Origin of the sequence: Xanthobacter versatilis (assembly GCF_043193975.1) — a bacterium.
Lineage (GTDB): Bacteria > Pseudomonadota > Alphaproteobacteria > Rhizobiales > Xanthobacteraceae > Xanthobacter > Xanthobacter autotrophicus_E.
Map to the genome: position 1 here is coordinate 52,240 of NZ_JBAFVB010000002.1, position 21,119 is coordinate 73,358.

Below are 21,119 nucleotides of genomic sequence, written 5' to 3' on the forward strand. Positions count from 1 at the left end.
CATGTTCGCCGAACTGTGCATCCGCCGCCCCGTCATGACGACGCTGATGATGCTGTCGCTGATCGTGGCGGGCCTGTTCGCCTATCGCCAGCTGCCCGTGGCGGCGCTGCCGCGGGTGGATTTTCCCACCATCACCATCACCGCGACCCTGCCCGGTGCCAGCCCCGAGACCATGGCGACGGCGGTGGCGACGCCCATCGAACGCCAATTGGCCACCATCGCCGGCATTTCCTCGCTCACCTCGTCGAGTACCCAGGGCTCCAGCTCCATCACCGTCCAGTTCGACCTGAACCGCAACATCGACGCCGCCGCCCTCGACGTGCAGTCGGCCCTCTCGGTGGCACAGCGCCAGTTGCCGCAGGAGATGACCACCCCGCCCAGCTTCCGGAAGGTCAATCCAGCCGACGCGCCGGTGCTGCTGCTGGTGGTCTCGTCCGACACCCTGCCGCTGTCGGCGGTGAACGAATATGCCGACACCCTCATCGGCCAGCAGATTTCCCAGCTGCCCGGCGTGGCGCAGGTGCAGATCTACGGCACCCAGAAATATGCGGTGCGCATCCGCGTCGATCCCGCCGCCGCCGGCGCGCGCAACATCTCGGCGGAGGACATCCAGGGCGCGGTTTCGGCCGCCGCCTCCAACACCCCGCTGGGAATCATCTCCGGCCCCAAGCAGTCGCAGACCATCGACATGGGCTCCACGAAGGCGGATGCGACCCAGTTCCGGCGCATCGTGGTGGCCTGGCGCAACGGCGCGCCGGTGCGGCTGGAGGAGATCGCCACCATCTCCGACGGCGTCGAGAACGAGCGAGTGGCGAGCTGGTTCAACGACACCCGCGCCATCATCCTCGCCGTGGTGCGCCAGCCCGACGCCAACACCGTGAGCGTGGTGGATGCGGTGCGTGCGCGGTTGCCCTCGTTCCGCGCCCAGCTGCCGGCCTCGGTCAACATCGACACCTTCATGGACCGCTCGGTCTCCATCCGCGATGCGGTGGCCGACGTGCAGAAGACCCTGTTCGAGGCCATCGTCCTCGTGGTGCTGGTGATCTTCCTGTTCCTGCGCAATGTGCGCGCCACCATCATCCCCTCGCTGGCGCTGCCCATCTCCATCGTCTCCACCTTCGCGGTGATGTGGCTGCTGGGTTTCTCCATCAACAACATGACGCTGTTGGCGCTGACGCTCTGCGTGGGCTTCGTGGTGGACGACGCCATCGTGGTGCTGGAGAACATCTACCGCCACGTGGAGAACGGCGAAAAGCCGTTCCGCGCCGCCATCCGCGGCTCGCGGGAGATCGGCTTCACCATCATCTCCATGACATTGTCGCTGGTGGCGGTGTTCATCCCGGTGCTGTTCATGGGCGGGGTGGTGGGGCGGGTGTTCCGGGAATTCGCGGTCACCATCTCGGTGGCCATCCTGGTCTCGGGCTTCGTCTCGCTGACGCTGACGCCCATGCTGTGCGCCCGCGTGATGAAGGCGCCGGACCACGCGAAGAAGCCGTCCGCCTTCTTCCGCATCACCGAGCGCATGTTCGATGCCTGGCTCGGCGCCTACCGGGTGAGCCTCGACTTCGTGCTGCGCCACCGCCCGTTCATGCTGGTGGTGACGCTCGCCACCGTGGTGCTGTCGGTCTACCTCTACATCATCATCCCCAAGGGCTTCTTCCCGCAGGAAGACAACGGCTTCATCACCGGCACGGTGGAGGCAGCCACCGACTCATCCTTCGACGCCATGGTGGTGCGGCAGAAGCAGGTGGCCGAAGCCGTGCGCGGCGACCCGGATGTGGACTATGTGGTGTTCACCGCCGGCGCCACGGGGGCAAGCCGCACAACCAATACCGGCCGCCTGTTCATCGCCCTGAAACCGCGCGACACGCGGCTCGTCTCCGCCAACGGGGTGATCCAGAACCTGCGCCGTCGGGTGGCGCAGGTGCCGGGTGTGAACGTGTTCTTCCAGCCGGTGCAGAACATCGCGGTGGGCGGCGTCGTCTCCAAGAGCCAGTTCCAATACACGCTGCAGAGCGCGGACACGCAGACCCTGTTCACCGTCGCCAAGGACATGGAGCAGCGCCTCGCCGCCCTGCCGGGCCTGCGCGACGTGACCTCCGATCTTCAGATCTCCAATCCGCAGCTCACCATCGTCCTCGACAAGGACAAGGCAGCGGCCCTCGGCATCACCGAGCAGCAATTGCGCGACGCGCTCTACACCCAGTTCGGCACCCGCCAGATCGCGACGCTCTATACCCCCACCAACCAGTTCGCCATCATCGCCGAGGTGCAGCCGCGCTTCCAGCGCGAGCCCGGCGACATCGGCCGGGTCTATCTGCGCACCTCGTCAGGCGCCGTGGTGCCGCTGGAGACGGTGGCCAACATCACCCGCACGGTGGGGCCGCTCTCCATCCAGCACCAGCAGCAGCAGCCGGCGGTGACCATCTCGTTCAACCTCGCCCCCGGCACGGCGCTGGGCCAGGCGGTGGAGCAGATCGACGCCGCCGCGCTCGACGCCGCCCTGCCGGCCAGCATCACCACGGGCTTTGCCGGCAATGCCCAGGTGTTCCAGGATTCGCTCTCCAACCAGCCGCTGCTGATCCTCGCGGCGGTAGTGGTGATCTATATCGTGCTGGGCATTCTCTACGAGAGCTTCATCCACCCCATCACCATCCTGTCGGGCCTGCCGTCTGCGGGCATCGGTGCGCTCATCACGCTGATGGTGGCGGGCATGGAACTGTCGGTGATCGCCATCATCGGCATCATCATGCTGGTGGGCATCGTGAAGAAGAACGCGATCATGATGATCGACGTGGCGCTGGAGCGCCGCCGCGCCGGGGCGATGGCGCAGGATGCCATTCGCGAGGCGGCCTTGCTGCGGTTTCGTCCCATCATGATGACGACGCTCGCCGCCATCTTCGGCGTGCTGCCCATCGCGCTCGGGGCCGGCGCCGGCTCGGAGCTGCGCCAGCCCTTGGGCGTGGCGGTGGTGGGCGGGCTGCTCCTGTCACAGCTTTTGACGCTCTACATCACGCCGGTGATCTATCTCTATCTCGACCGGCTGGACGGGGTGGTGCACCACGCCATCTCCGGCCGCCACGCCGAGCCGGCGCCGAAGCCGGTTCCGGATCGGATCGCGGCGGAGTAGGAGAGCGGGCGCGCGCCCCTCAGGTCACCGCGCGCTGGGCGCGGCGTTCGCGCAGGGCGAACTGCAGGTTGCGGATATAGATGAAGGTGGACAGCGCCTGCCCGGCGATGAACACCGGATCGCGCCGGTAGAGCGCGTAGATCAGCAGCAGCGTGCCTCCGCCGAGCGAAAAGGTCCAGAAGGCGAAGGGGATCACCGAGCGCTGCGCCTTCTCGCTGGCGATCCACTGCACCACGAAGCGCATGGTGAACATGATCTGCGCCACGAGGCCCAGCACCACCCACCAGTCGAACTGGTCGATGAAGACGTCGTGCAGGTAATCGCCGATCTGGCTGAGGTAATAGATCATCAGCCGCGCTCCACCACGTGCGGAACGCGCCGGCGCTGCACCAGCCACCACACCCCGAATAGGTCCAGGATGCCCACGCCGAAGCGGTTCCAGAAGCCGTATTTGGAGACGCCGGACCAGCGCTCGCGGTCCACCACCTTCACGGTGCGGGTCTCATAGCCCTCGCGCCGCACCAGCGCCGCCATGAAGCGGTGCTGGCCGTCGAACACCGGCAGGTGCAGGTGCAGGTCGCGCCGCACTGCCTTCAGGCCGCATCCCGTGTCGCGCGAGCCGTCCTTCAGCAGTCCGGCGCGGATGCGGTTGGCAAGGCGCGACTGGTAGCGCTTGAAGCGGGTGTCCTTGCGGCCCTGCCGCTCGCCCTGCACCAGGCCGACGCGCGGGCCGCCTTCGTCCATGGCCCGCACCATCTCGGGCAGGTAGGCCGGGTTGTTCTGCCCGTCGCCGTCGAGGAGCAGCAGGATGTCGCCCCGCGCCGCATGGGCGCCGGTATCGACGCCCGCGGTCTTGCCGCAGGATTTTTCGTGCACCAGGATTCGCAGGTAGGGACGCGTGGCCGCCGCCTTGCGCAAATTGGCAAGGGTGGCGTCGGTGGAACCGTCGTCCACGAAGATCAGCTCGAACGGCTCGGCGGTGAGGGCGCGGTCAATCTCGTCGATCAGCGGCAGGACGTTATCCGCCTCATCTTTCACGGCAATGATCACCGACAGCCGGGGGGCTGCGGACGGAGTGGCAATGGGGGAGGTCACGGTCTCGCCTCTTCGACTGGGACGGCGGAGCTTAAAGCGGTGCGTGGCAGCAGGCGGCCGAGCCGACGTGCCGATGGACCTGCCATGGGCGCGATGGCGCCTGTGCCGTCAACCTTGAACACCAACCGGCGCGCCGCGAACGCGCGGATCATCCACAGGGCGAAGGCGGTGCCGATGGCGGCGCCGGCGATCACGTCGCTGGGGAAATGGGAGCCGAGCACGATGCGCGTCGCCGCCACCGGCAGCGCCAGGGCGATCAGCCACGCGCGGGCGCGGGGAAACAGCGCGGCAAAGGCCACAGCCGCCGCGAACGTGGTGGTGGCATGGCCCGAGGGGAAGGCGGCGAAGCTCGACTTGAAGGCGAAAAGGTGCAGCGTCTGCTCGGGATTGGGGCCGGGCAGGGCCAGCGCCGCATGGGGCCGCACCCGGCCGAGCATGTGCTTGAACAGGGAAACGCCCAGCCCCACCGGCGCAATGGCGAGGAACAGGAAGCCAACCCGCGCGGCAAGGCTCGCCGCCATGAGGCGGGTCACGGCGTCGCCCGCATGGGTCAGCAGCAGCGCATAGGCGAGCGTCAGCCCGAGTGGCCACAGCACCACGCCGCTGAAGCCGAGATCGGTGAGGCGCTCGGACACGGTGATGAGTCCGGCCGGAAGCTTCTGGCGCAGGCCGAGCGCCAGTGGATCGAGGAGAACCAGCGCCGCCGCCGTCAGCCCGGCGGCGAGCAGGGCGAGGGCGAGCATTTCCCAGCGGCCCAGGAAGCCGAGCCGGGGCAGGGGGGCGCCGATCCGGCGGTGCGCGAGATAGGCGAGCGCGTCGCGGATGGAGACCAGAAGCAGCCGCGCGCCTTCCCCCGCCTGCCGCAGGATGACAGGCGCGGTGCCGGGACGGGACGGGGGCACGCCGGGCGCGGCCTCTGCCGTCACGGGGCGGCCTCGTCGGAGCGGTAGACGGTGATCGCCACCTGCCGCCCGCCATTGTAGGTGAAGCCGGAAAGGGTGGCGACGGCGTGATATTTCAGGCCGATCTCGGTGGCCTTGGTCTCGAACCAGGTGTGGAAGCGGGTATCGATGAAGGCGAGGGCGCAACCGCCCTGCTTCAGCAGCACCGCCGCCGCGTCGGGCAGGATGTAGTTGATCTTGGTGCCGACCAGGAAGACGAGGCTCGGCTCCTGATAGGGGAAGGAGGCGATCTTCTCCGCAGGGCAGCCTTCCTCCCGCGCCACCTGGGCGAGGCGCTCGGAGATCCACAGAGCCCGCATCTGCGGCAGCATCACCTGATAGATGGCGAAGAACAGCACCAGCGTTCCCACCAGCGCGGTGAGGAACGCCCCCTCCACGCCCTCCCGCGGGAAGGCCCGCGCCGCGCTCCACAGCAGCACGACGGCGAGGGCAAGCAGCGGCCACGCCGCAAGGCCGAAGCCGCTGCCGAACCACAGATAGGCAGCCCCGAGCCCCAGCGACAGCACGATGGCGAGCACCGGCCAGATCCACACCAGGCCGGCGAGCCGGCTGCCCGCCTTGGCCATGGCGCCCCGCTCCACCGCCAGCGCGGTGAGGATGGCGAGGGCCGGATAGAGCGGCAGCACATAATGGGGAAGCTTGGTGACGGCGATCTCGAACACCAGCCAGGTGGGCACCAGCCAGCACAGCAGGAAGCGCACCTTCTCCTCCCGCCGGGCACGCCAGGCGAAGGGCGCGGCCATGGCCACCAGCACCACCGACGGCCAGAAGGTGCCCCAGGCGGCAAGGAAATAGGTGCCCGGCGGACCCCAGTGGCCCTCCGCCCCTTCCGCCACCTTGCCCAGCATGTCCACGCCCACGGCGTGCTGGTAGAAGGCGCCGTTGGTGATGAAATAGATGGCGACGAACCAGGGCAGCACCAGCAGGGCGCACCACGCGAGGCCCATAAGCGGCTTCAGCGGCTTCAGGAACCCGCCCGAGCGCTCCACGATCGCCAGCGCCAGGATGGGCAGCCCCACGAACAGGGGCGCCATGGGCCCCTTGATCAGGATACCGGCGGCAAGGCCCGTCCAGAAGATGGCGGCAAGCTTCAGGTCGCCCGCGCGCTCGGCGGCCGGGCGCATGTAGGCCCGCGCCAGCGCGCCGAAGGAGGCGATGATGGTGAAGAGCAGCACCGCGTCGGTCTTGGCGAGTCGCGCCTCCACCCCCAGTAGCACGCAACCGGCCATCATCAGGCCGGCGAGCAGCGCCCCCCGGCGGGTGACGAAGGCGAGCGCCGTCCAATAGGTGAGCAGCACCGCGCCGATGGCAGCGAACAGGGACGGCAGGCGATAAAGCCAGATGGAATAAAGCGCGGAGGGGCCGATGACCGCCTCGCCGGCCCGGACCGTCGCGGCCTGGAGCCAGTAGATGCCCACCGGCTTCTTGTGGCGCGCCTGGGTGTGGAAGCGGATGTCCACATAATTGCCGCTCTCCAGCATCTGCTTGGTGGCCTGTGCGAAGCGGGCCTCGTCGCGGTCGATGGGGGAGAGCTGGAAGAAGCCGGGCAGGAAGGCGAGCAGCGCCACGGCCACGAGCAGCAGGCTGGCGCGGCCATGGCGCGCCGAGGCACCGTCCAGGAGGCGCACGAGGCGCCGGGGCAGGTCGAGGTCGAACGCCCGGCGCGTGTTGGACGCGGGCTCTGAGATGGCCATGCTTCTGTCTGGATCCGCTGAAATCGGCGCGGACAATAGCAGAAACGCCCGTGCCGAAAAGGGCCGGGCAATCGGCGCGCGGCGCGCCTTTCCCCGGGGGCGGCCCTGATGCAGGCGAAACGCGGCAAAGGAAAGGCACGCGCCTTATTCCCATGGCCGCGGTCTTTGCCCCGGCGCCTGCACCGGGCGGCTATTTGGTGAGGATCAGCTTGTTCTGTGCCGTGAGGCGCAACTGGTAGGTGTGTTCCCCATGGGTGATGGTGATGAGGCGGCCCGCAGCGAACAGGTCGCGGCTGTCGAGCTGCGCATCGGTCATGGGAATGGTGCGGCAGGACCCCCGCGCGCCCCGCAAGGCGCCGTCATTTCCCATGGTCACGCCGAAGACGCCGGCGTTCGCGTGTTCATGCCTGCTCATTTTTGAATCGCTCCAGATCAGCAGGTGCACCCCTCAGCACAATCGGAGCATTGGGGCAGTTTAGAAGTATTCAATACTAGAATACCACTCCATATGATGGGCGTAATACATCGATGGCTTGAGATCAACTCCTCGCACGCTTGTTTGTCATAGCTCCATTTGAGCGAAGCGGTAGGCCGCATAGGGCGGGTGCCGGCGCCTCATCGCCGCGCGCTGGGCGGCCGTGTCGCCGCAGGGCTTGGGATGGCAGGATCGACGATGGGTGGCCGCATGTGCGGGCAAAAAACTGAGGCGCACGAAACGCCTTCCAACGGCCGACATCACCTGCGGGGCGGTGTGAAGGCGGGCCGGCCTTGCATGCCGGCTAGGGCCGGCAAGGCCGGCGGCATCGCTCATGCCGCCCGGCGCTTCCTTACCGGTGGTGTCCGAGTTGCGAGCGCCGCAGCCATCCCACCCGCTCGCGTCGGAGGGGTGGCTGCGGGAGGGGGGATCGGCTAGTCCGCAAGCACAGAGGCCGGCAGCGTGTGAACAGGAACAGCGTCCCGCTGCCCGGCCCCGCCTCAGTGCAGGATCTGGCTGAGGAACAGCTTGGTGCGCTCGTGCTGCGGATTGGAGAAGAAGGCGTTGGGCTCGTTCATCTCGATGATCTGGCCGGCGTCCATGAAGATCACCCGGTTGGCCACCTGACGGGCGAAGCCCATCTCGTGGGTCACGCACAGCATGGTCATGCCGTCCTGGGCGAGGCTCACCATGGTGTCCAGCACCTCCTTCACCATTTCCGGGTCGAGGGCGGAGGTGGGTTCGTCGAACAGCATGATGCGCGGGCGCATGCACAGCGCGCGGGCGATGGCCACGCGCTGCTGCTGGCCGCCGGAAAGCTGGCCGGGATATTTGTGCGCCTGGTGGGGGATCTTCACCTTCTCGAGGAAGTGCATGGCCAGGTCCTCGGCCTCCTTCTTCGGCATCTTGCGCACCCACATGGGGGCAAGCGTGCAGTTCTCGAGAATGGTGAGGTGCGGGAACAGGTTGAAGTGCTGGAAGCACATGCCCACCTCGCGGCGCACCTCGTCGATGCGCTTGAGGTCGTCCGTCAGCTCGATGCCGTCCACCACGATACGGCCCTTCTGGTGCTCCTCAAGCCGGTTGATGCAGCGGATGAGGGTGGACTTGCCCGAGCCCGAGGGCCCGCAGATGACCAGTCGCTCGCCGCGCTCCACCGTGAGGTTCACGTCGCGCAGCACGTGGAAGTCCCCGTACCACTTGTTCACGCCGGTCATCTCGACGGCGATCTTCGGGGCGGCGGCCTCGCTGGCCGCGATGATGGGATCTGCGCTCATGGGTCGCCCTTTCAATCAGTGCCGCTGAGCCCGGTCGAGGCGCTTTTCCAGCGCCATCGAATACCGGGACATGCCGAAGCAGAAGACGAAGTAGATGATGCCGGCGAAGCCGAAACCGGTGAACAGGGTGGTGGGCGAGGCCCAGTTGGGGTCGGTGAAGGCCGCGCGCATGGAGCCGAGCAGGTCGAAGATCGAGACGATCAGCACCAGCGTCGTGTCCTTGAACAGGCCGATGAAGTTGTTGACGATGCCGGGGATCACCAGCTTCAGCGCCTGCGGCAGCACCACGAGCCGCAGCATGAGCGAGGACGGCAGGCCCACCGCCATGGCGCCTTCATACTGGCCCTTGGGGATGGCCTGCAGGCCGCCGCGCACCACCTCCGCCATATAGGCCGAGGCGAACAGGGCGACGCCCACCAGGGCCCGAAGCAACCCGTCGATGGTCAGGCGCCCGGGCAGGAACAGGGGCAGCATGTAGGTGGCGAAGAACAGCACCGTGATGAGCGGCACGCCGCGCCAGAACTCGATGAAGATGATGGACAGCGCCTTCACCAGCGGCAGCTTCGAGCGCCGGCCGAGTGCCAGCAGGATGCCGAACGGCAACGACACCGTGATGCCGGTGACCGCGATGACGAGGGTGACCAGCAGGCCGCCCCACAGCCGGGTTTCCACCTGCGGCAGGCCCACGTCGATGTCCATGGCGAAGATGACGAGGCCGAGCAGGACGAAGACCGAAAGCGTGGTCTTCGCCGCTCCCGGCGCCGCCTCCGGCCCGGCGACGATGCGCGACACCAGATAGGCGATGCCGGTGACGATGGCGGTCGACAGCAGGAAGTCGATCCAGAAGCTGATGCGCATCCCCTGCACGATGCCGGCACCGGCGAACAGGTCGGTGGGGCCGAAATAGCCGATCAGGAAGCGCTGCATCTCCAGATTGCCGCCGGTGAGCAGCACGAAGGCCACCACCGGGTAGATGCCGAAGAACAGGATCGCGTTGAGGCGCTTGCCCGGCAGCTTCTGGATCAGCAGCGGCAGCAGCAGGATCACGCCCAGCGCATAGACCACGTTCACGCGCCAGCGCTCGCTGGCGGGATAGAAGCCGTAGATGAGCTGGTCGAGCTTCGCCCACACGAAGGGCCAGCAGGCGCCGACGGCGCGGCCCACCTTCTCGGGCAGGCAGGCCTCGCGGTTGGTGCCGGTCCACACCGCGTCGATCAGGAAGAATTTGATCATCGGCGGGACGGTCACATAGACCAGCCAGATGCCGAACAGGGTCAGGAGCACCTGCGGCACCGAGCCGACCAGGTGCTTGCGCACCCACAGCACGGGGCCGCGGGTGGCGACGGGGGCCGGCTCCTGCTCGCGCAGGGTTGTCGACACATAGGCCTGCGCGGGGGAGACCCGGGGGGCGGAGAGGGGCACGGTGGTGTCGCTCATCTCACCGCTCCACCAGCGCGACGCGCTTGTTGTACCAGCCCATGATCGCCGACGTGAGGATCGAGATGGTGAGGTAGACCGCCATGGTCACCGCGATGATTTCGATGGCTTGGCCGGTCTGGTTCAGCGTGGTGCCGGCGAAGACGGCGAACAGGTCCGGATAGCCCACCGCCACGCCCAGGGACGAGTTCTTGGTGAGGTTGAGATACTGGCTGGTGAGCGGCGGCACGATCACCCGCATGGCCTGCGGGATGATGACGAGGCGCAGCGTCGGCCCGTTCCTGAGGCCGAGGGAATGCGCCGCCTCGCTCTGGCCCTTGGAGACGGCGAGAATGCCCGAGCGGACGATCTCGGCGATGAAGCCGCCGGTGTAGATGGCGAGCGCCAGCAGCAGCGCGACGAATTCGGGGATGACCTTCAGCCCGCCGGCGAAGTTGAAGCCGCGCAGCTCCGGGGTTTCGATGGTGACGGGGTTGCCCGCCGCAAAGGAGGCCGCGAGCGGCAGGGCGATGAGGAGGGCGAGCCCCGCCCAGAACGCCGGGAACGGCTTGCCCGTGGCCTCGCGCCGCTTCTTGGCCCAGCGGGCGAGCACAAAGCTCGCCACCACCGCCGCGATCAGGGCGTAGAGGATGGCCATGGAGCCCTCCTCGAACACGGGACGCGGCAGCACGAGGCCGCGATTGTTCACGAACACGGAAGGCGCCGCCAGGCCCGCCGCGAAGTTCGATATGGGCGTACCGAGGAAACCCAGCCCGATGGCCGAGAGCCCGGAGCCGATGGCGCCGAACAGGGGCTGGAGGCCGAAGCCCCAGCTCTGCCGCGGGCCGGGCAGGGTAGAGAGCACCGCCAGATACCAGAACATGATCTGGAACAGGGGCGGCAGGTTGCGGGTGATTTCCACGTAGGCGGAGGCCAGCGCCTTGATCACCACGTTCTTCGAGAGGCGCGCGACGCCCATCACGAAGCCGATGAGGGTGGCGAGGACCACGCCGAGGAAGGCCACCAGCAGGGTGTTGAGCAGGCCCACCACGAAGGCGCGGCCGTAGCTCATGGATTCATTGTAGGGGATGAGCGTCTGGCTGATGGCGAAGCCGGCGCGATTGTCGAGGAAGCCGAAGCCGGAGGCGATGCCGAGGCGGGAGAGGTTGGCCTGCGCATTGGCATAGAAGGACCAGACCAGCCACACCATGATGAGAGCCAGGACGATCTGGATCACCGAGGAGCGCAGCTTGGGATCCGTCCATGACCAGCGACGGCGCGACGCCGCCGGTGGCCCCGAAAGGCGAACATCCGACATGGTACCCCCGAAAGTGTGGGCTTTTGAGCCCTTTATCTTTGGTGGTGGCGGGCGCCGCCCCGGGCGTCCGCCACCGTCAGCTTAAGTGTGCAGGCTGAGCTGGGTCAGCGCACCGGCATGCCGTACTGGATGCCGCCCTTGTTCCACAGGTTGTTGAGGCCGCGCTCGATGCCGAGCGGGGTGGCGGGGCCGACGTTGCGGTCGTAGATCTCGCCGTAATTGCCGGTGGCCTTGATGATGCGCACCGCCCAGTCGGCGGTGAGGCCGATGCCCTCGCCATACTTGCCGTCGGTACCGAGCAGGCGCTTCACGTCCGGGTTCTGGGAGTTGACCTGCTCGTCCACGTTCTTCTGGGTCACGCCCAGTTCCTCTGCGTTGAGCAGGGCGAAATAGACCCACTTCACGAGGTCGAACCACTGGTCGTCGCCATGGCGCACCAGCGGGCCGAGGGGCTCCTTGGAGATGGTCTCGGGCAGGATCACGTGATCGGCTGCATTGGTCAGCTTGAGGCGCACGGCGGCGAGCTGGGAGCGGTCGGCGGTGAACACGTCGCAGCGGCCCGATTCATAGGCCTTCACCGTCTCGTCGATGGTGCCGAACGCGATCACCTCGCCGTTCTTCATGTTGTTCGAGCGGAAGAAGTCGGACACGTTGAGCTCGTTGGAGGTGCCGGTCTGCACGCAGATCGAGGCACCCTGCAGCTCTTTGGCCGACTTCAGGCCCAGCGCCTTGCGCACGAGGAAGCCCTGGCCGTCATAATAGATCACGCCGGCGAAGTTGAATCCCAGCGTGGTGTCGCGCGACATGGTCCAGGTGGTGTTGCGCGACAGCACATCGATGGCGCCGGAGGTCAGCGCCGTGAAACGGTCCTTGGCGGACAGCGGGCTGAACTTCACTTTCGCGGGATCGTTGAAGATCGCCGCCGCAATGGCGCGGCAGAAGTCCACGTCCAGGCCGCCCCACTCATTCTTGTCGTTCGGGCTCGAGAAGCCCGGCAGGCCCTGCGACACGCCGCAGTTGACCGAGCCGCGCGCCTTGACCTCGTCGAGCGTGGCGGCATTGACGGCACCGGCCAGAGACAAAAGCCCAACTGCTGCGAAGAGGATGCGTTTCACGGAAGGTTCCTTCTCTGAGATGACGCCTCCGCCTCCCTGCCGTCCGGTCGAACCGCCAGGGCGGCGGGTCAGGCTCGACGGGGCGACCCAAGACGTCTATCCCGCCCATCACAGCCCCTCGGCGCGGGCGGGTCAATAGTAGGGCCGTGCACCGGCCGACCATCGGCACAGGAGAATTGCATGTCGCATGGGCACGATGATGGAACAGGCAGCGGCACCGGTCTGAGGCCTGCGACGAAAGTCGTACACTCCGGCCGTGATCCCAAGCGTTTCGACGGTTTCGTCAATACGCCGGTGGTGCGCGGATCGACCGTTCTTTCGGCAACCTATGACGATCTCATCCACCATCGCGGCCGCTACAGCTACGGCCGGCGGGGCAATCCCACCACCGAAGGCTTCGAGACGGCGCTGAGGGCTCTGGAGGGCGGCGATGGAATCGCCCTCACCCCGTCCGGGCTTTCGGCCTGCTCCATCTCCCTGCTCTCCGTGCTCGATGCCGGCGATCACCTGCTGATGGTGGACACCGCCTATCGTCCCACGCGCACCTTCTGCGACCAGGTGCTGAAGCGCCTCGGGGTGGAGACCACCTATTATGATCCGCTGGTGGGCTCAGGCATCGCGGAGCTTATCCGCGACAACACCCGCGCCATCTTCCTCGAATCGCCGGGCTCCCAGAGCTTCGAGATGCAGGACGTGCCGGCCATCACGGCGGTGGCGCGGGCGCGGGGCATCACCACTCTCATCGACAACACCTGGGCGACGCCGCTCTTCTTCAAGCCTCATGCCTTCGGGGTCGATATCTCGATCCAGGCCGGCACGAAGTACATCGGCGGCCATGCGGACCTGAATCTCGGCACCATCTCCGCCGTGGGGCCGGCGTGGAAGAAGGTGATCGCCACCCACGGCACCCTGGGCATCACCATCAGCCCGGATGACGCGGCGCTTGGCGCGCGCGGCCTGCGTACCCTTGCGGTGCGGCTGGCGCACCACCAGCGCGCCGGGCTGGAGGTGGCGCAGTGGCTTCAGGATCGGCCGGAAGTGTCGCGGGTGCTGCATCCCGCCCTACCCACCGATCCCGGCCACGCCATCTGGAAGCGCGACTTCACCGGCGCTACCGGCCTGTTCAGCCTGATCCTGAAGGAGGTGCCGGAGCGCGCCGTGGCGGCCTTCTTCGATGCCCTCGCCCTGTTCGGCATGGGCTATTCGTGGGGCGGCTACGAGAGCCTCGCCATTCCGTTCGATTGCCGCGACTATCGCACGGCGACGGTCTGGGACGTGGAAGGCCCCGGCGTGCGCCTGCACATCGGCCTCGAGGACGTGGCCGACCTGAAGGCCGATCTCGACCAGGCCTTCGCCAGGATGCGGGCGGCGGCCTGACGCTGCCCGTACATCCACCAACAGGGACCGTTCTCCCGGTCGGATAGGGTGCCCCGCCCGACCGGAACGTGCATCAGCCATGATCGTGCGGCCGCGACCGGGATTGCTCCGGCTGTTCTTCATCCTGCGGGGATCGGTGCTCCAGCGCATCTTCCCGCAGGTGGTGGTGGTGCTCGCGCTGTCGGGCGCAGTGGTGCTGGCCCATCGCTCCGATCCCGGCCGCATCCCGAGCTTCGACGGGGCGCCGTTCGCGCTGCTTGGCATCGCCCTGTCGGTGTTCCTCGGCTTTTCCAACAACGCCTGCTACGACCGCTGGTGGGAAGCGCGCAAAGCCTGGGGCCAGCTCATCGCCATGGCGCGGGACCTGCTGCGCCAGACCCTGCTGCTGGAGCAGCGCGGGCCCGAGGCGGTGGCGGGCCGTCGCCGGCTGGTGGACCTCGCCATTGCATTCCCCCATGCGCTGGTGGTGCATCTGCGCGAGGGGGCCGCGACGGCAGACCTTTTGCGGGTCCTTCCGGCCGGCCTGTCGCAGACGCCGCCGGGCGTGCCGGACCGGTTCCTGCCCGATCGCATCCTGCGCGAAATGGGCGCCGTGCTGGCCAGGCTGCGCAGCGCGGGCCATCTCTCCGACATGGAATTCGTCATGCTCGACGGAATTCTTGGCCGCATGACCGAGGCGCTCACCACCTGCGAGCGCATCAAGTCCACGCCGGTGCCCTTCGGCTATACCCTGCTGCTCCACCGCACGGCGTATCTGTTCTGTTTCCTGCTGCCGTTCGGGTTCGCCGATGTCTTGGGCTGGGGCACGCCGCTGGCGGCGGCGCTGGTGGCCTATACCTTCTTCGGCCTCGATGCCCTGGGCAGCGAGCTGGAGGAGCCATTCGGCACGCTGCCCAACGATCTGCCCATCGCGGCGCTGGCCACCGGCATCGAGATCATCCTGCGTGAGGGCATGGGCGAGAGCGGTCTGCCGGCGGCGCCCGAGCCCGTGGACTTCATGCTGCTGTAGGGACCTTCCGCGCCTTCCCCAGCGTTATCCCTGTTCGAGAGCAACGATCACGGAGAACGATCATGGAGACAGCGATGCCCGATCCCGCCGAAAGGAAGCAGAACCGCGAATTCCACCAGCCGGACACCCGCACGGCGGACGGCGGCGCGGTGAAGTCGGCGGTCCGTGCCCGGCAGGGCTTTTCCACCGGACGCATCCTGACGGTCCTGATCGTGAGCCTCGTGCTGGTGGTGATCGGTTTCGCCGCGAGCTACATGGGCGCCGTGTGAGGCGACGCGCGCCTCACGCCGGCCAGCCTCACACCGGGATGTTGTCGATGAGCCGGGTCTCGCCGAGCCACGCCGCCGCCAAGAGGCGGATGGGCTCGCGGCCGGCCTCCGGCCCTTCCTTCAGGGGCGCGAGGGTGTCGGCGTTGCGCGCGGCCACATAGTCCACCTTCAGGCCCAGCGCTTCGATCATGCCGCGGGCCACGCTGACCGCCGCCTGCGGCGCGGTGCCGGCGCGGATCGCGTCGGCGGCGCGGGAGAGGGCGGTGTAGATCACCGGCGCGATGGTGCGCTGCTCTTCGTCCAGATAGGCGTTGCGGGAGGACAGGGCGAGGCCGTCCTCTTCCCGGATGGTGGGCAGGCCCACCACCTCGACGCCGAGGTCCAGGTCCCGCGACAGACGGGTCACCACCTTGAGCTGCTGGTAGTCCTTCTCGCCGAACATGGCGTAGTCCGGCGCGCACTGGATGAACAGCTTGCCCACCACCGTGGCGACGCCGCCGAAGAAGTGCGGGCGGAAATCCGTCTCAAGCCCTTCCGAGGGGCCGCCCACCGCAATGCGGGTGACGAAGCCGGCCGGGTACATCTCGGTTGGCGTCGGTGCGTAGACGAGGTCCACCCCCACGTCCGCCAGCTTGTAGAGGTCGGCCTCCAGCGAGCGGGGATATTGCGAGAAGTCCTCGTGCGGGGCGAACTGGGTGGGGTTCACGAAGATGGACACCACGGTACGCTGGGCCAGCTCGCGTGCCTTTTCCGCCAGCGCCACATGGCCGGCGTGCAGCGCGCCCATGGTGGGCACCAGCGCCACCCGCGCGCCTTCCGCGCGGAATTCCGCCACTCGCGCCCTGAGGTCGCGAACGCGCCCCACCACCTTCGGCAATGTCGCCATGGTCTCAAGCCTCTCCTGCCGCCCGCCGGAACACGCGTTCAGGCCGGCAGCGCCGGGAGGAGATAGGGCGTCGGTGTCCGCGCATCAACTGCTGAGTTGGCGTTTCCGTGCAGGCGGCCCCGCCCCTTGGTTCAGCGGGCGGGCCGGCTTATGTGTGGACCAAGAGGCCCCGATGGCGAAGATCGACGACAAGTACGCGCGCCTGCCCAAGGCGAAGGATACGGCATCCCCGGTGGTTTCCGGCGCCGACGACGTGGCGCGATTCCTGGCGGCGGCGCGGGCCATGCCCCCGGCGCGGCCGGCGGACGGGCGCGGACGCCTCGCCTTCGCCCTCGATGCCACCGGCTCCCGCCAGCCCACCTGGACGCTGGCCTGCGACATCCAGGCCGACATGTTCGCCTCCGCCGCCGCCCATGGCGGGCTCGACATGCAGATCGTTTATTACCGGGGGCAGGGGGAATGCCGGGCCTCGCCCTTCGTGAAGGACGCGGCGACGCTTGGCGCCCTCATGCGCCGCATCGCCTGCCAGGGCGGGCTCACCCAGATCCATCGCGTGCTCGCCCACCTGTCGCGGGAGGCTGAGCGCTCCGGCCTCAAGGCGGCGGTGTTCGTGGGCGATGCCATGGAGGAGGATGCCGCCCGCCTCATAGAGGCGGCGGGCCAGCTGGCGTTGCGCGGGGTGCGGCTGTTCATGTTCCAGGAGGGGCGCGACAGCCGGGTGGAGGAGGTGTTCCGCACCCTGGCGGATGTCACCTCCGGCGCCTATTGCCGGTTCGATGCCCATGCCCCCGACGAATTGCGCCAGCTGCTCTCGGCGGTGGCGGCCTATGCGGCGGGGGGGCGCCTCGCCCTCGCCAACCGACGCGATGCCGGGGCGCGCCTGCTCATCGCCGCGCTCGGCCGCTGAGGCGGACATCCTGCGCCCACACCTTGAACCCGTTCGACCTGTGAGGTGGTTTTCGTGATCAGCCTGATTGCCGGTGCCCTGCTGCTGATCATCGGCCTCTACGGCCTCAAGATCTGGACCAAGGCCGACCCCAAGGTGCTGATGGCCATCCTCATGCGCTCGCTGGCCTATGCGGCCTTGCTGGGCGCGGCGGGGGCGCTGGCCATGGGACGGTTCGGGGCGGCGATCCCGCTGGCGGCGGTGGGCATCGGCCTGCTGGGCCGGCTCGATCCGCAGGGGGTGGGCGGCTATCTCGGCAGCCTGTTCCGCAAGCGAGGCGCACCGCAGGTCTCGAAGGTGCGCACCCAGCTGCTGGAGATGGAGCTGGACCTTTCCAGCGGCGAGATGAAGGGCGTCGTCGTTTCCGGTCCCGATGCGGGCACCACGCTCGATGCGCTGGACGTGCCGGCCCTGCTTGCCTTGCGCCGCATCTGCGATCCGCAATCGCTGGCGCTACTCGAAGCTTATCTCGACCGCCGGGCGCCCGCCTGGCGTGAGCACGCACAGGCGAATGCGGGTGGCGGGAATATGGGCGCGGGTGAGAGCGTCCGCGCGGGCAGCGACGCGATGACCGAAGAGGAAGCCTATCAGATCCTTGGCCTTGAGCCGGGTGCGGACACCGAGGCTGTCCGCGCGGCGCACCGCGCCCTCATGAAGAGGCTCCACCCCGACCTGGGCGGATCCAGCTATCTCGCGTCGAGGATAAATCGCGCCAAGGACGTGATCTTGCGCAAGCATGGCTGAGTCCCGTGCATGACTTCAATTCTTGAAAGTCATACAGTCGAAGTCATTACGCTTGAGTAAACGGCAGGCTTCGCGGGCGCCCTTTTCATCCAGCCCGGCAAAGCGGGCGCGGTAGAGGTCGGACGACCCCTTGGTCACCTTCTCGGTATAGGGATCGGCGCTGCCGAGCACCGACTTGGCGCGGGCCTTGGCGGCATCGAGCTTGGCCTTGGCCTCGCGCTCGGCACCGAAGGCGCCGATCTGGATCTGCCAGCCGGAATGGGCGGAGGCGGGCACCGGGGACTTCGCCGGGGCGGATTTGGCCGTGGCAGAAGTGGCTGTCGGCTCGGGGGCGGCCATCGGGACGAGGGAGGCGGTGCGCACCGGCCGGGCCGGGGCGGCGGCTGCCTGCTGCGGCGCGCTCTGGGTGCGCTGGGCGGCCTTCATGGCCTGGGCATAGGCGTCGTCCGGTTCCATGGCGGCGATGCGGGCGGCGCGCAGCGCCTGCTCGGAGGCGCCGCTGGCGACCGCCGAGGCAAGCCGCGAGGTGTCCTTGCCGGTGGGCGCTGCGGCCTGCGGGGCGGCTGCGGGCTGAAGGGACGCGGTCTGGACCGGAGCCTCCTTGACCGGAGCCTGCCGCGCATGGCCCTGGGCCACGGCCTGCACCGCAGAGGCGGCCGGCGAAAGGGTGTTGCCGGAGGGGCCGAGATAGCCGAGCACGCCGGCGGGGGCGGCAAAGCTCGCCGGGGAGGGAGCAACGGCCGTGGTCGTGGCCGACGCCTGGACCGGACGCTGCACCGCCACCGTCTTCACCGCCACCGGGCGGATGGGTTCGGCGGAACCGGGCTTCACCTGCTGGGTGGCGGGCTGCTGGTTCTGGCTCCGGTGGCTGGCCGGGGGAATGGAGGCGGTGGTCGCCGGCTCGGCGGCGGCGATCTGCACGGCGGCCGGCTTGGGCAGGGGGGCGACGGCGTGGGGCGTGTCGTCGTCGCGCTGGGCCACCACCGGCATGGGCGCGGCAAACGAGCGGTTCACGGGAATGGCGGCCTCGGCCACCTCGGTGACCTTCGGCGCGGTGCGCCCGCCGGCATAGGCGACGTTGAGGTTCTGGCTGATGAGATTGGTCATGCGCGCATCGCGCGCCCCGGCGCTGGAGCCGCCGAGCACCACGCCCACCAGAAAGCGCCCGTCGCGCTTGACCGAAGTGACGAGGTTGAAGCCGGAGGCCTGAGTGTAGCCGGTCTTGATGCCGTCCACGCCCTCCACCCGGCCGAGCAGGCGGTTGTGATTGCCGATGGCCTGCCCGCGATAATAGAAGGTGCGGGTGGCGAAATACTTGTATTGCTTGGGGAACCTGTCCTGGATCGCGCGCCCGAGGATGGAGAGGTCGCGGGCCGTGGTCACCTGGTTGGGATTGGGCAGGCCGGAGGCGTTGCGGAACACGGTGCGGCTCATGCCCAGGGCGCGGGCCTTGCGGGTCATCATCTCCGCGAATTCGGATTCCGAGCCGCCGAGGTTTTCCGCGATCACCACCGCCACGTCGTTGGCCGAGCGTGTCACCAGCGCCTTGATGGCGTCTTCCACCTCGATGGCGGAGCCGGGCTTGACGCCGAGCTTGGAGGGCTGCTGCGAGGCCGCCTTGGCCGAAACCTGAAGATCGCTGTCCAGCTTCAGGTTGCCTGCCTCCAGCTGCTCGAACAGGAGGTAAAGCGTCATGATCTTGGTGACTGAGGCGGGATGTCGCAGGGCGTCCGGATTATCCTCGTAGAGCACCTTGCCGGTATTTGCGTCCACGATGATGGCGGAGGATCCATACCTCCAGCGGCTGGCGTCCTCGCTGTCCTGGGCGGACGCGGGCTGGGTGGAGCGCTGTGCGGTGCGGCTCTTGGAACGCTCCTTCGAGCGCTCCACATGGGCCTTCTTGCGCGGCTTTGCGTCGGCCACGGTCGCGGTCAGGGAAAACGCCGCAAGCACCGCGAAAGCAAGGGCTTTCGAGGTCATGGAGAGGCCGGCCGACGATATACGCATGCACTTTTGTCCCGTGTCGCTGGTCGCAAACCTGAGCCAGTTCCCGCGCCCGTTGTGACACTGGAGCCTTGAGTAAGGCTTGTGCGTCGCACCGAGGGTTGGAGGAAGCGACCAAGTGCAGAGCGTAAAAACGCGGAGTTACCAAGGCGTAAACCTGGCGGCGCCGCCATATTGTGCGATGCACAAAAACTGCTTGACGTTCGTGCTGCAGTGCATATTATCCACAGCTGAGCGGAGGCAATAATCACTCTGCGCGGGGCCGGCCCATTTGCCGGCAAAAAAGGGGACTCCCAATGGTTCAGACCGCTGAAGAGCTGCAGAAGATCAGCAAGGACAACATCGAATCCGCCCTCAAGAGCTTCGGCACGCTGTCCAAGAGCGCCCAGGCGATCGCGGTGGAAATCGCCGACTACACCAAGACCTCCTTCGAGCAGGGCACCGCTGCCCTCGAGAAGCTGCTCGGCGCCAAGACCGTTGAGCAGGCCATCGAGATCCAGCAGACCTACCTGAAGTCGGCCTACGAAGGCGCCGTGGCCCAGGCCACCAAGCTCGGCGAGCTCTACACGGAGCTGGCGAAGGAGAGCTACAAGCCCTTCGAATCGACCCTCAGCAAGACCGGCTTCAAGTTCCCGGCCTGAGACTGACGTTTCGCCTGCAACAGGCATCGTGCCGGAAGGCTGTTCTCGCGTCCCTCCGGCGCGCCGGCTCCCTCGGGAGCCACGCGTAGGTGCGTCTGGCGTAAGTGCGTAACGCGTTCTGCGTATGCGTTCGGTTGCGTAAGTTGCGTAAAGAAGTGTTGCGTCACAAGGCCCGGCCCAGCGCCGGGCCTTAGTCGTTCTGGCCGCCCGCAGGGGGGCCTTGTACCGCCGCACCCGGCGTGGATGCGGCGCTGTGCGGCCCTGGATTGGGCCGTGGCACTGGCGAAGACGCGTCGCTCTTCCTATTATTCTCCTCATTCAGGGAGCTGCGCCAAACTCCGCCCGACGGCCGGAGCAGCGGAACAGGGCGCGACGGACATGATGCATATTTCCATTTCCACTTTTCAGGCGCCGGCTCTGGCCGGCCCCGACACGCCACCCCGCAGGGGCGGCGATGGTCCCGGCACGGCGGTCATTTCCCGCACCAAGCCGCAGACCAAGCGGCCCTCGCTCTATCGGGTGCTGCTGCTGAACGACGACTACACGCCCATGGAGTTCGTGGTGCATGTGCTGGAACGGTTCTTCAACAAGGACCGTGACCAGGCGAACACGATCATGCTCCACGTGCACAATCACGGGGTCGGGGAGTGCGGCGTTTTCACCTATGAGGTCGCCGAGACCAAGGTGACGCAGGTGATGGATTTCGCCCGCAAGCACCAGCACCCGCTCCAGTGCGTGATGGAAAAGAAATAAGCCGGCTC

General features: G+C 67.6%; 19 protein-coding genes. 8 read left to right on the forward strand and 11 right to left on the reverse strand.

Translation table 11 applies throughout. The features are described from left to right. Position 1: 1 nt before the first annotated feature. On the forward strand, positions 2 to 3,130 hold the full coding sequence (locus V5F66_RS03940) for an efflux RND transporter permease subunit (RefSeq protein ID WP_012116526.1): 3,129 nt from the start codon (positions 2 to 4) through the stop codon (positions 3,128 to 3,130). A gap of 19 nt (positions 3,131 to 3,149) precedes the next feature. On the opposite strand, the gene V5F66_RS03945 is transcribed toward V5F66_RS03940, so the two are convergent. From V5F66_RS03945 to V5F66_RS03985, 9 genes are all read right to left on the reverse strand, one after another. Then, on the reverse strand, positions 3,150 to 3,479 hold the full coding sequence (locus tag V5F66_RS03945; RefSeq protein ID WP_012116525.1) for a lipid-A-disaccharide synthase N-terminal domain-containing protein: 330 nt from the start codon (positions 3,477 to 3,479) through the stop codon (positions 3,150 to 3,152). Then, positions 3,479 to 4,225, reverse strand: a complete 747-nt coding sequence (locus V5F66_RS03950) for a glycosyltransferase (protein WP_012116524.1) — start codon at positions 4,223 to 4,225, stop codon at positions 3,479 to 3,481. Before V5F66_RS03950 ends, V5F66_RS03945 begins: the two co-directional genes overlap by 1 nt. After that, the gene (locus tag V5F66_RS03955; protein WP_394093306.1) at positions 4,222 to 5,151 is read right to left on the reverse strand and encodes a phosphatase PAP2 family protein; all 930 of its coding nucleotides are present in this window, start codon (positions 5,149 to 5,151) and stop codon (positions 4,222 to 4,224) included. Before V5F66_RS03955 ends, V5F66_RS03950 begins: the two co-directional genes overlap by 4 nt. Continuing rightward, the gene (locus V5F66_RS03960) at positions 5,148 to 6,881 is read right to left on the reverse strand and encodes an ArnT family glycosyltransferase (RefSeq protein WP_394093307.1); all 1,734 of its coding nucleotides are present in this window, start codon (positions 6,879 to 6,881) and stop codon (positions 5,148 to 5,150) included. The genes V5F66_RS03955 and V5F66_RS03960 overlap by 4 nt, the downstream gene beginning before the upstream one ends. A 190-nt stretch (positions 6,882 to 7,071) precedes the next feature. Further along, on the reverse strand, positions 7,072 to 7,296 hold the full coding sequence (locus V5F66_RS03965; protein ID WP_012116521.1) for a hemin uptake protein HemP: 225 nt from the start codon (positions 7,294 to 7,296) through the stop codon (positions 7,072 to 7,074). Between the two features lie 560 nt (positions 7,297 to 7,856). After that, on the reverse strand, positions 7,857 to 8,633 hold the full coding sequence (locus tag V5F66_RS03970; RefSeq protein ID WP_012116520.1) for an amino acid ABC transporter ATP-binding protein: 777 nt from the start codon (positions 8,631 to 8,633) through the stop codon (positions 7,857 to 7,859). 15 nt (positions 8,634 to 8,648) lie between these two features. Further along, a complete protein-coding gene (locus tag V5F66_RS03975; RefSeq protein ID WP_394093308.1) occupies positions 8,649 to 10,070 on the reverse strand; it encodes an amino acid ABC transporter permease in 1,422 nt (473 codons plus the stop codon). A gap of 1 nt (position 10,071) precedes the next feature. Continuing rightward, the gene (locus V5F66_RS03980) at positions 10,072 to 11,367 is read right to left on the reverse strand and encodes an amino acid ABC transporter permease (protein WP_012116518.1); all 1,296 of its coding nucleotides are present in this window, start codon (positions 11,365 to 11,367) and stop codon (positions 10,072 to 10,074) included. A 104-nt stretch (positions 11,368 to 11,471) separates the two neighbouring features. After that, positions 11,472 to 12,482, reverse strand: coding sequence for an amino acid ABC transporter substrate-binding protein (locus V5F66_RS03985; protein ID WP_012116517.1), 1,011 nt, complete (start codon positions 12,480 to 12,482; stop codon positions 11,472 to 11,474). Positions 12,483 to 12,662: 180 nt separating this feature from the next. On the opposite strand from V5F66_RS03985, the gene metC reads away from it, so the two are divergent. The 3 genes from metC (at position 12,663) to V5F66_RS04000 (ending at position 15,137) form a co-directional block, all read left to right on the forward strand. Then, on the forward strand, positions 12,663 to 13,859 hold the full coding sequence (gene metC, locus V5F66_RS03990; RefSeq protein ID WP_394050812.1) for a cystathionine beta-lyase: 1,197 nt from the start codon (positions 12,663 to 12,665) through the stop codon (positions 13,857 to 13,859). A 79-nt stretch (positions 13,860 to 13,938) separates the two neighbouring features. Further along, positions 13,939 to 14,868 (forward strand): bestrophin family protein, encoded by a 930-nt coding sequence (locus tag V5F66_RS03995; protein ID WP_393999814.1) that lies wholly within the window; start codon positions 13,939 to 13,941, stop codon positions 14,866 to 14,868. 62 nt (positions 14,869 to 14,930) lie between these two features. Beyond that, positions 14,931 to 15,137 carry a hypothetical protein gene (locus tag V5F66_RS04000; RefSeq protein WP_012116514.1) on the forward strand — a complete coding sequence of 69 codons (207 nt, stop codon included), beginning with the start codon at positions 14,931 to 14,933 and terminating at the stop codon, positions 15,135 to 15,137. A gap of 28 nt (positions 15,138 to 15,165) precedes the next feature. Here V5F66_RS04000 and panC read toward each other — a convergent pair whose 3' ends face one another. Beyond that, on the reverse strand, positions 15,166 to 16,023 hold the full coding sequence (gene panC, locus V5F66_RS04005; RefSeq protein WP_012116513.1) for a pantoate--beta-alanine ligase: 858 nt from the start codon (positions 16,021 to 16,023) through the stop codon (positions 15,166 to 15,168). A gap of 172 nt (positions 16,024 to 16,195) precedes the next feature. On the opposite strand from panC, the gene V5F66_RS04010 reads away from it, so the two are divergent. Next, a complete protein-coding gene (locus V5F66_RS04010; protein ID WP_394093309.1) occupies positions 16,196 to 16,930 on the forward strand; it encodes a VWA domain-containing protein in 735 nt (244 codons plus the stop codon). A 54-nt stretch (positions 16,931 to 16,984) separates the two neighbouring features. Continuing rightward, positions 16,985 to 17,713 (forward strand): J domain-containing protein, encoded by a 729-nt coding sequence (locus V5F66_RS04015; protein ID WP_394093310.1) that lies wholly within the window; start codon positions 16,985 to 16,987, stop codon positions 17,711 to 17,713. Between the two features lie 15 nt (positions 17,714 to 17,728). Here V5F66_RS04015 and V5F66_RS04020 read toward each other — a convergent pair whose 3' ends face one another. Continuing rightward, the gene (locus V5F66_RS04020) at positions 17,729 to 19,720 is read right to left on the reverse strand and encodes a serine hydrolase (RefSeq protein WP_394093311.1); all 1,992 of its coding nucleotides are present in this window, start codon (positions 19,718 to 19,720) and stop codon (positions 17,729 to 17,731) included. Between the two features lie 293 nt (positions 19,721 to 20,013). On the opposite strand from V5F66_RS04020, the gene V5F66_RS04025 reads away from it, so the two are divergent. Together V5F66_RS04025 and clpS are read left to right on the forward strand one after the other, a co-directional pair. Further along, positions 20,014 to 20,358 (forward strand): phasin family protein, encoded by a 345-nt coding sequence (locus V5F66_RS04025; RefSeq protein WP_012116509.1) that lies wholly within the window; start codon positions 20,014 to 20,016, stop codon positions 20,356 to 20,358. Between the two features lie 378 nt (positions 20,359 to 20,736). Then, positions 20,737 to 21,111, forward strand: a complete 375-nt coding sequence (gene clpS, locus V5F66_RS04030; RefSeq protein ID WP_012116508.1) for an ATP-dependent Clp protease adapter ClpS — start codon at positions 20,737 to 20,739, stop codon at positions 21,109 to 21,111. Positions 21,112 to 21,119 lie beyond the last annotated feature (8 nt).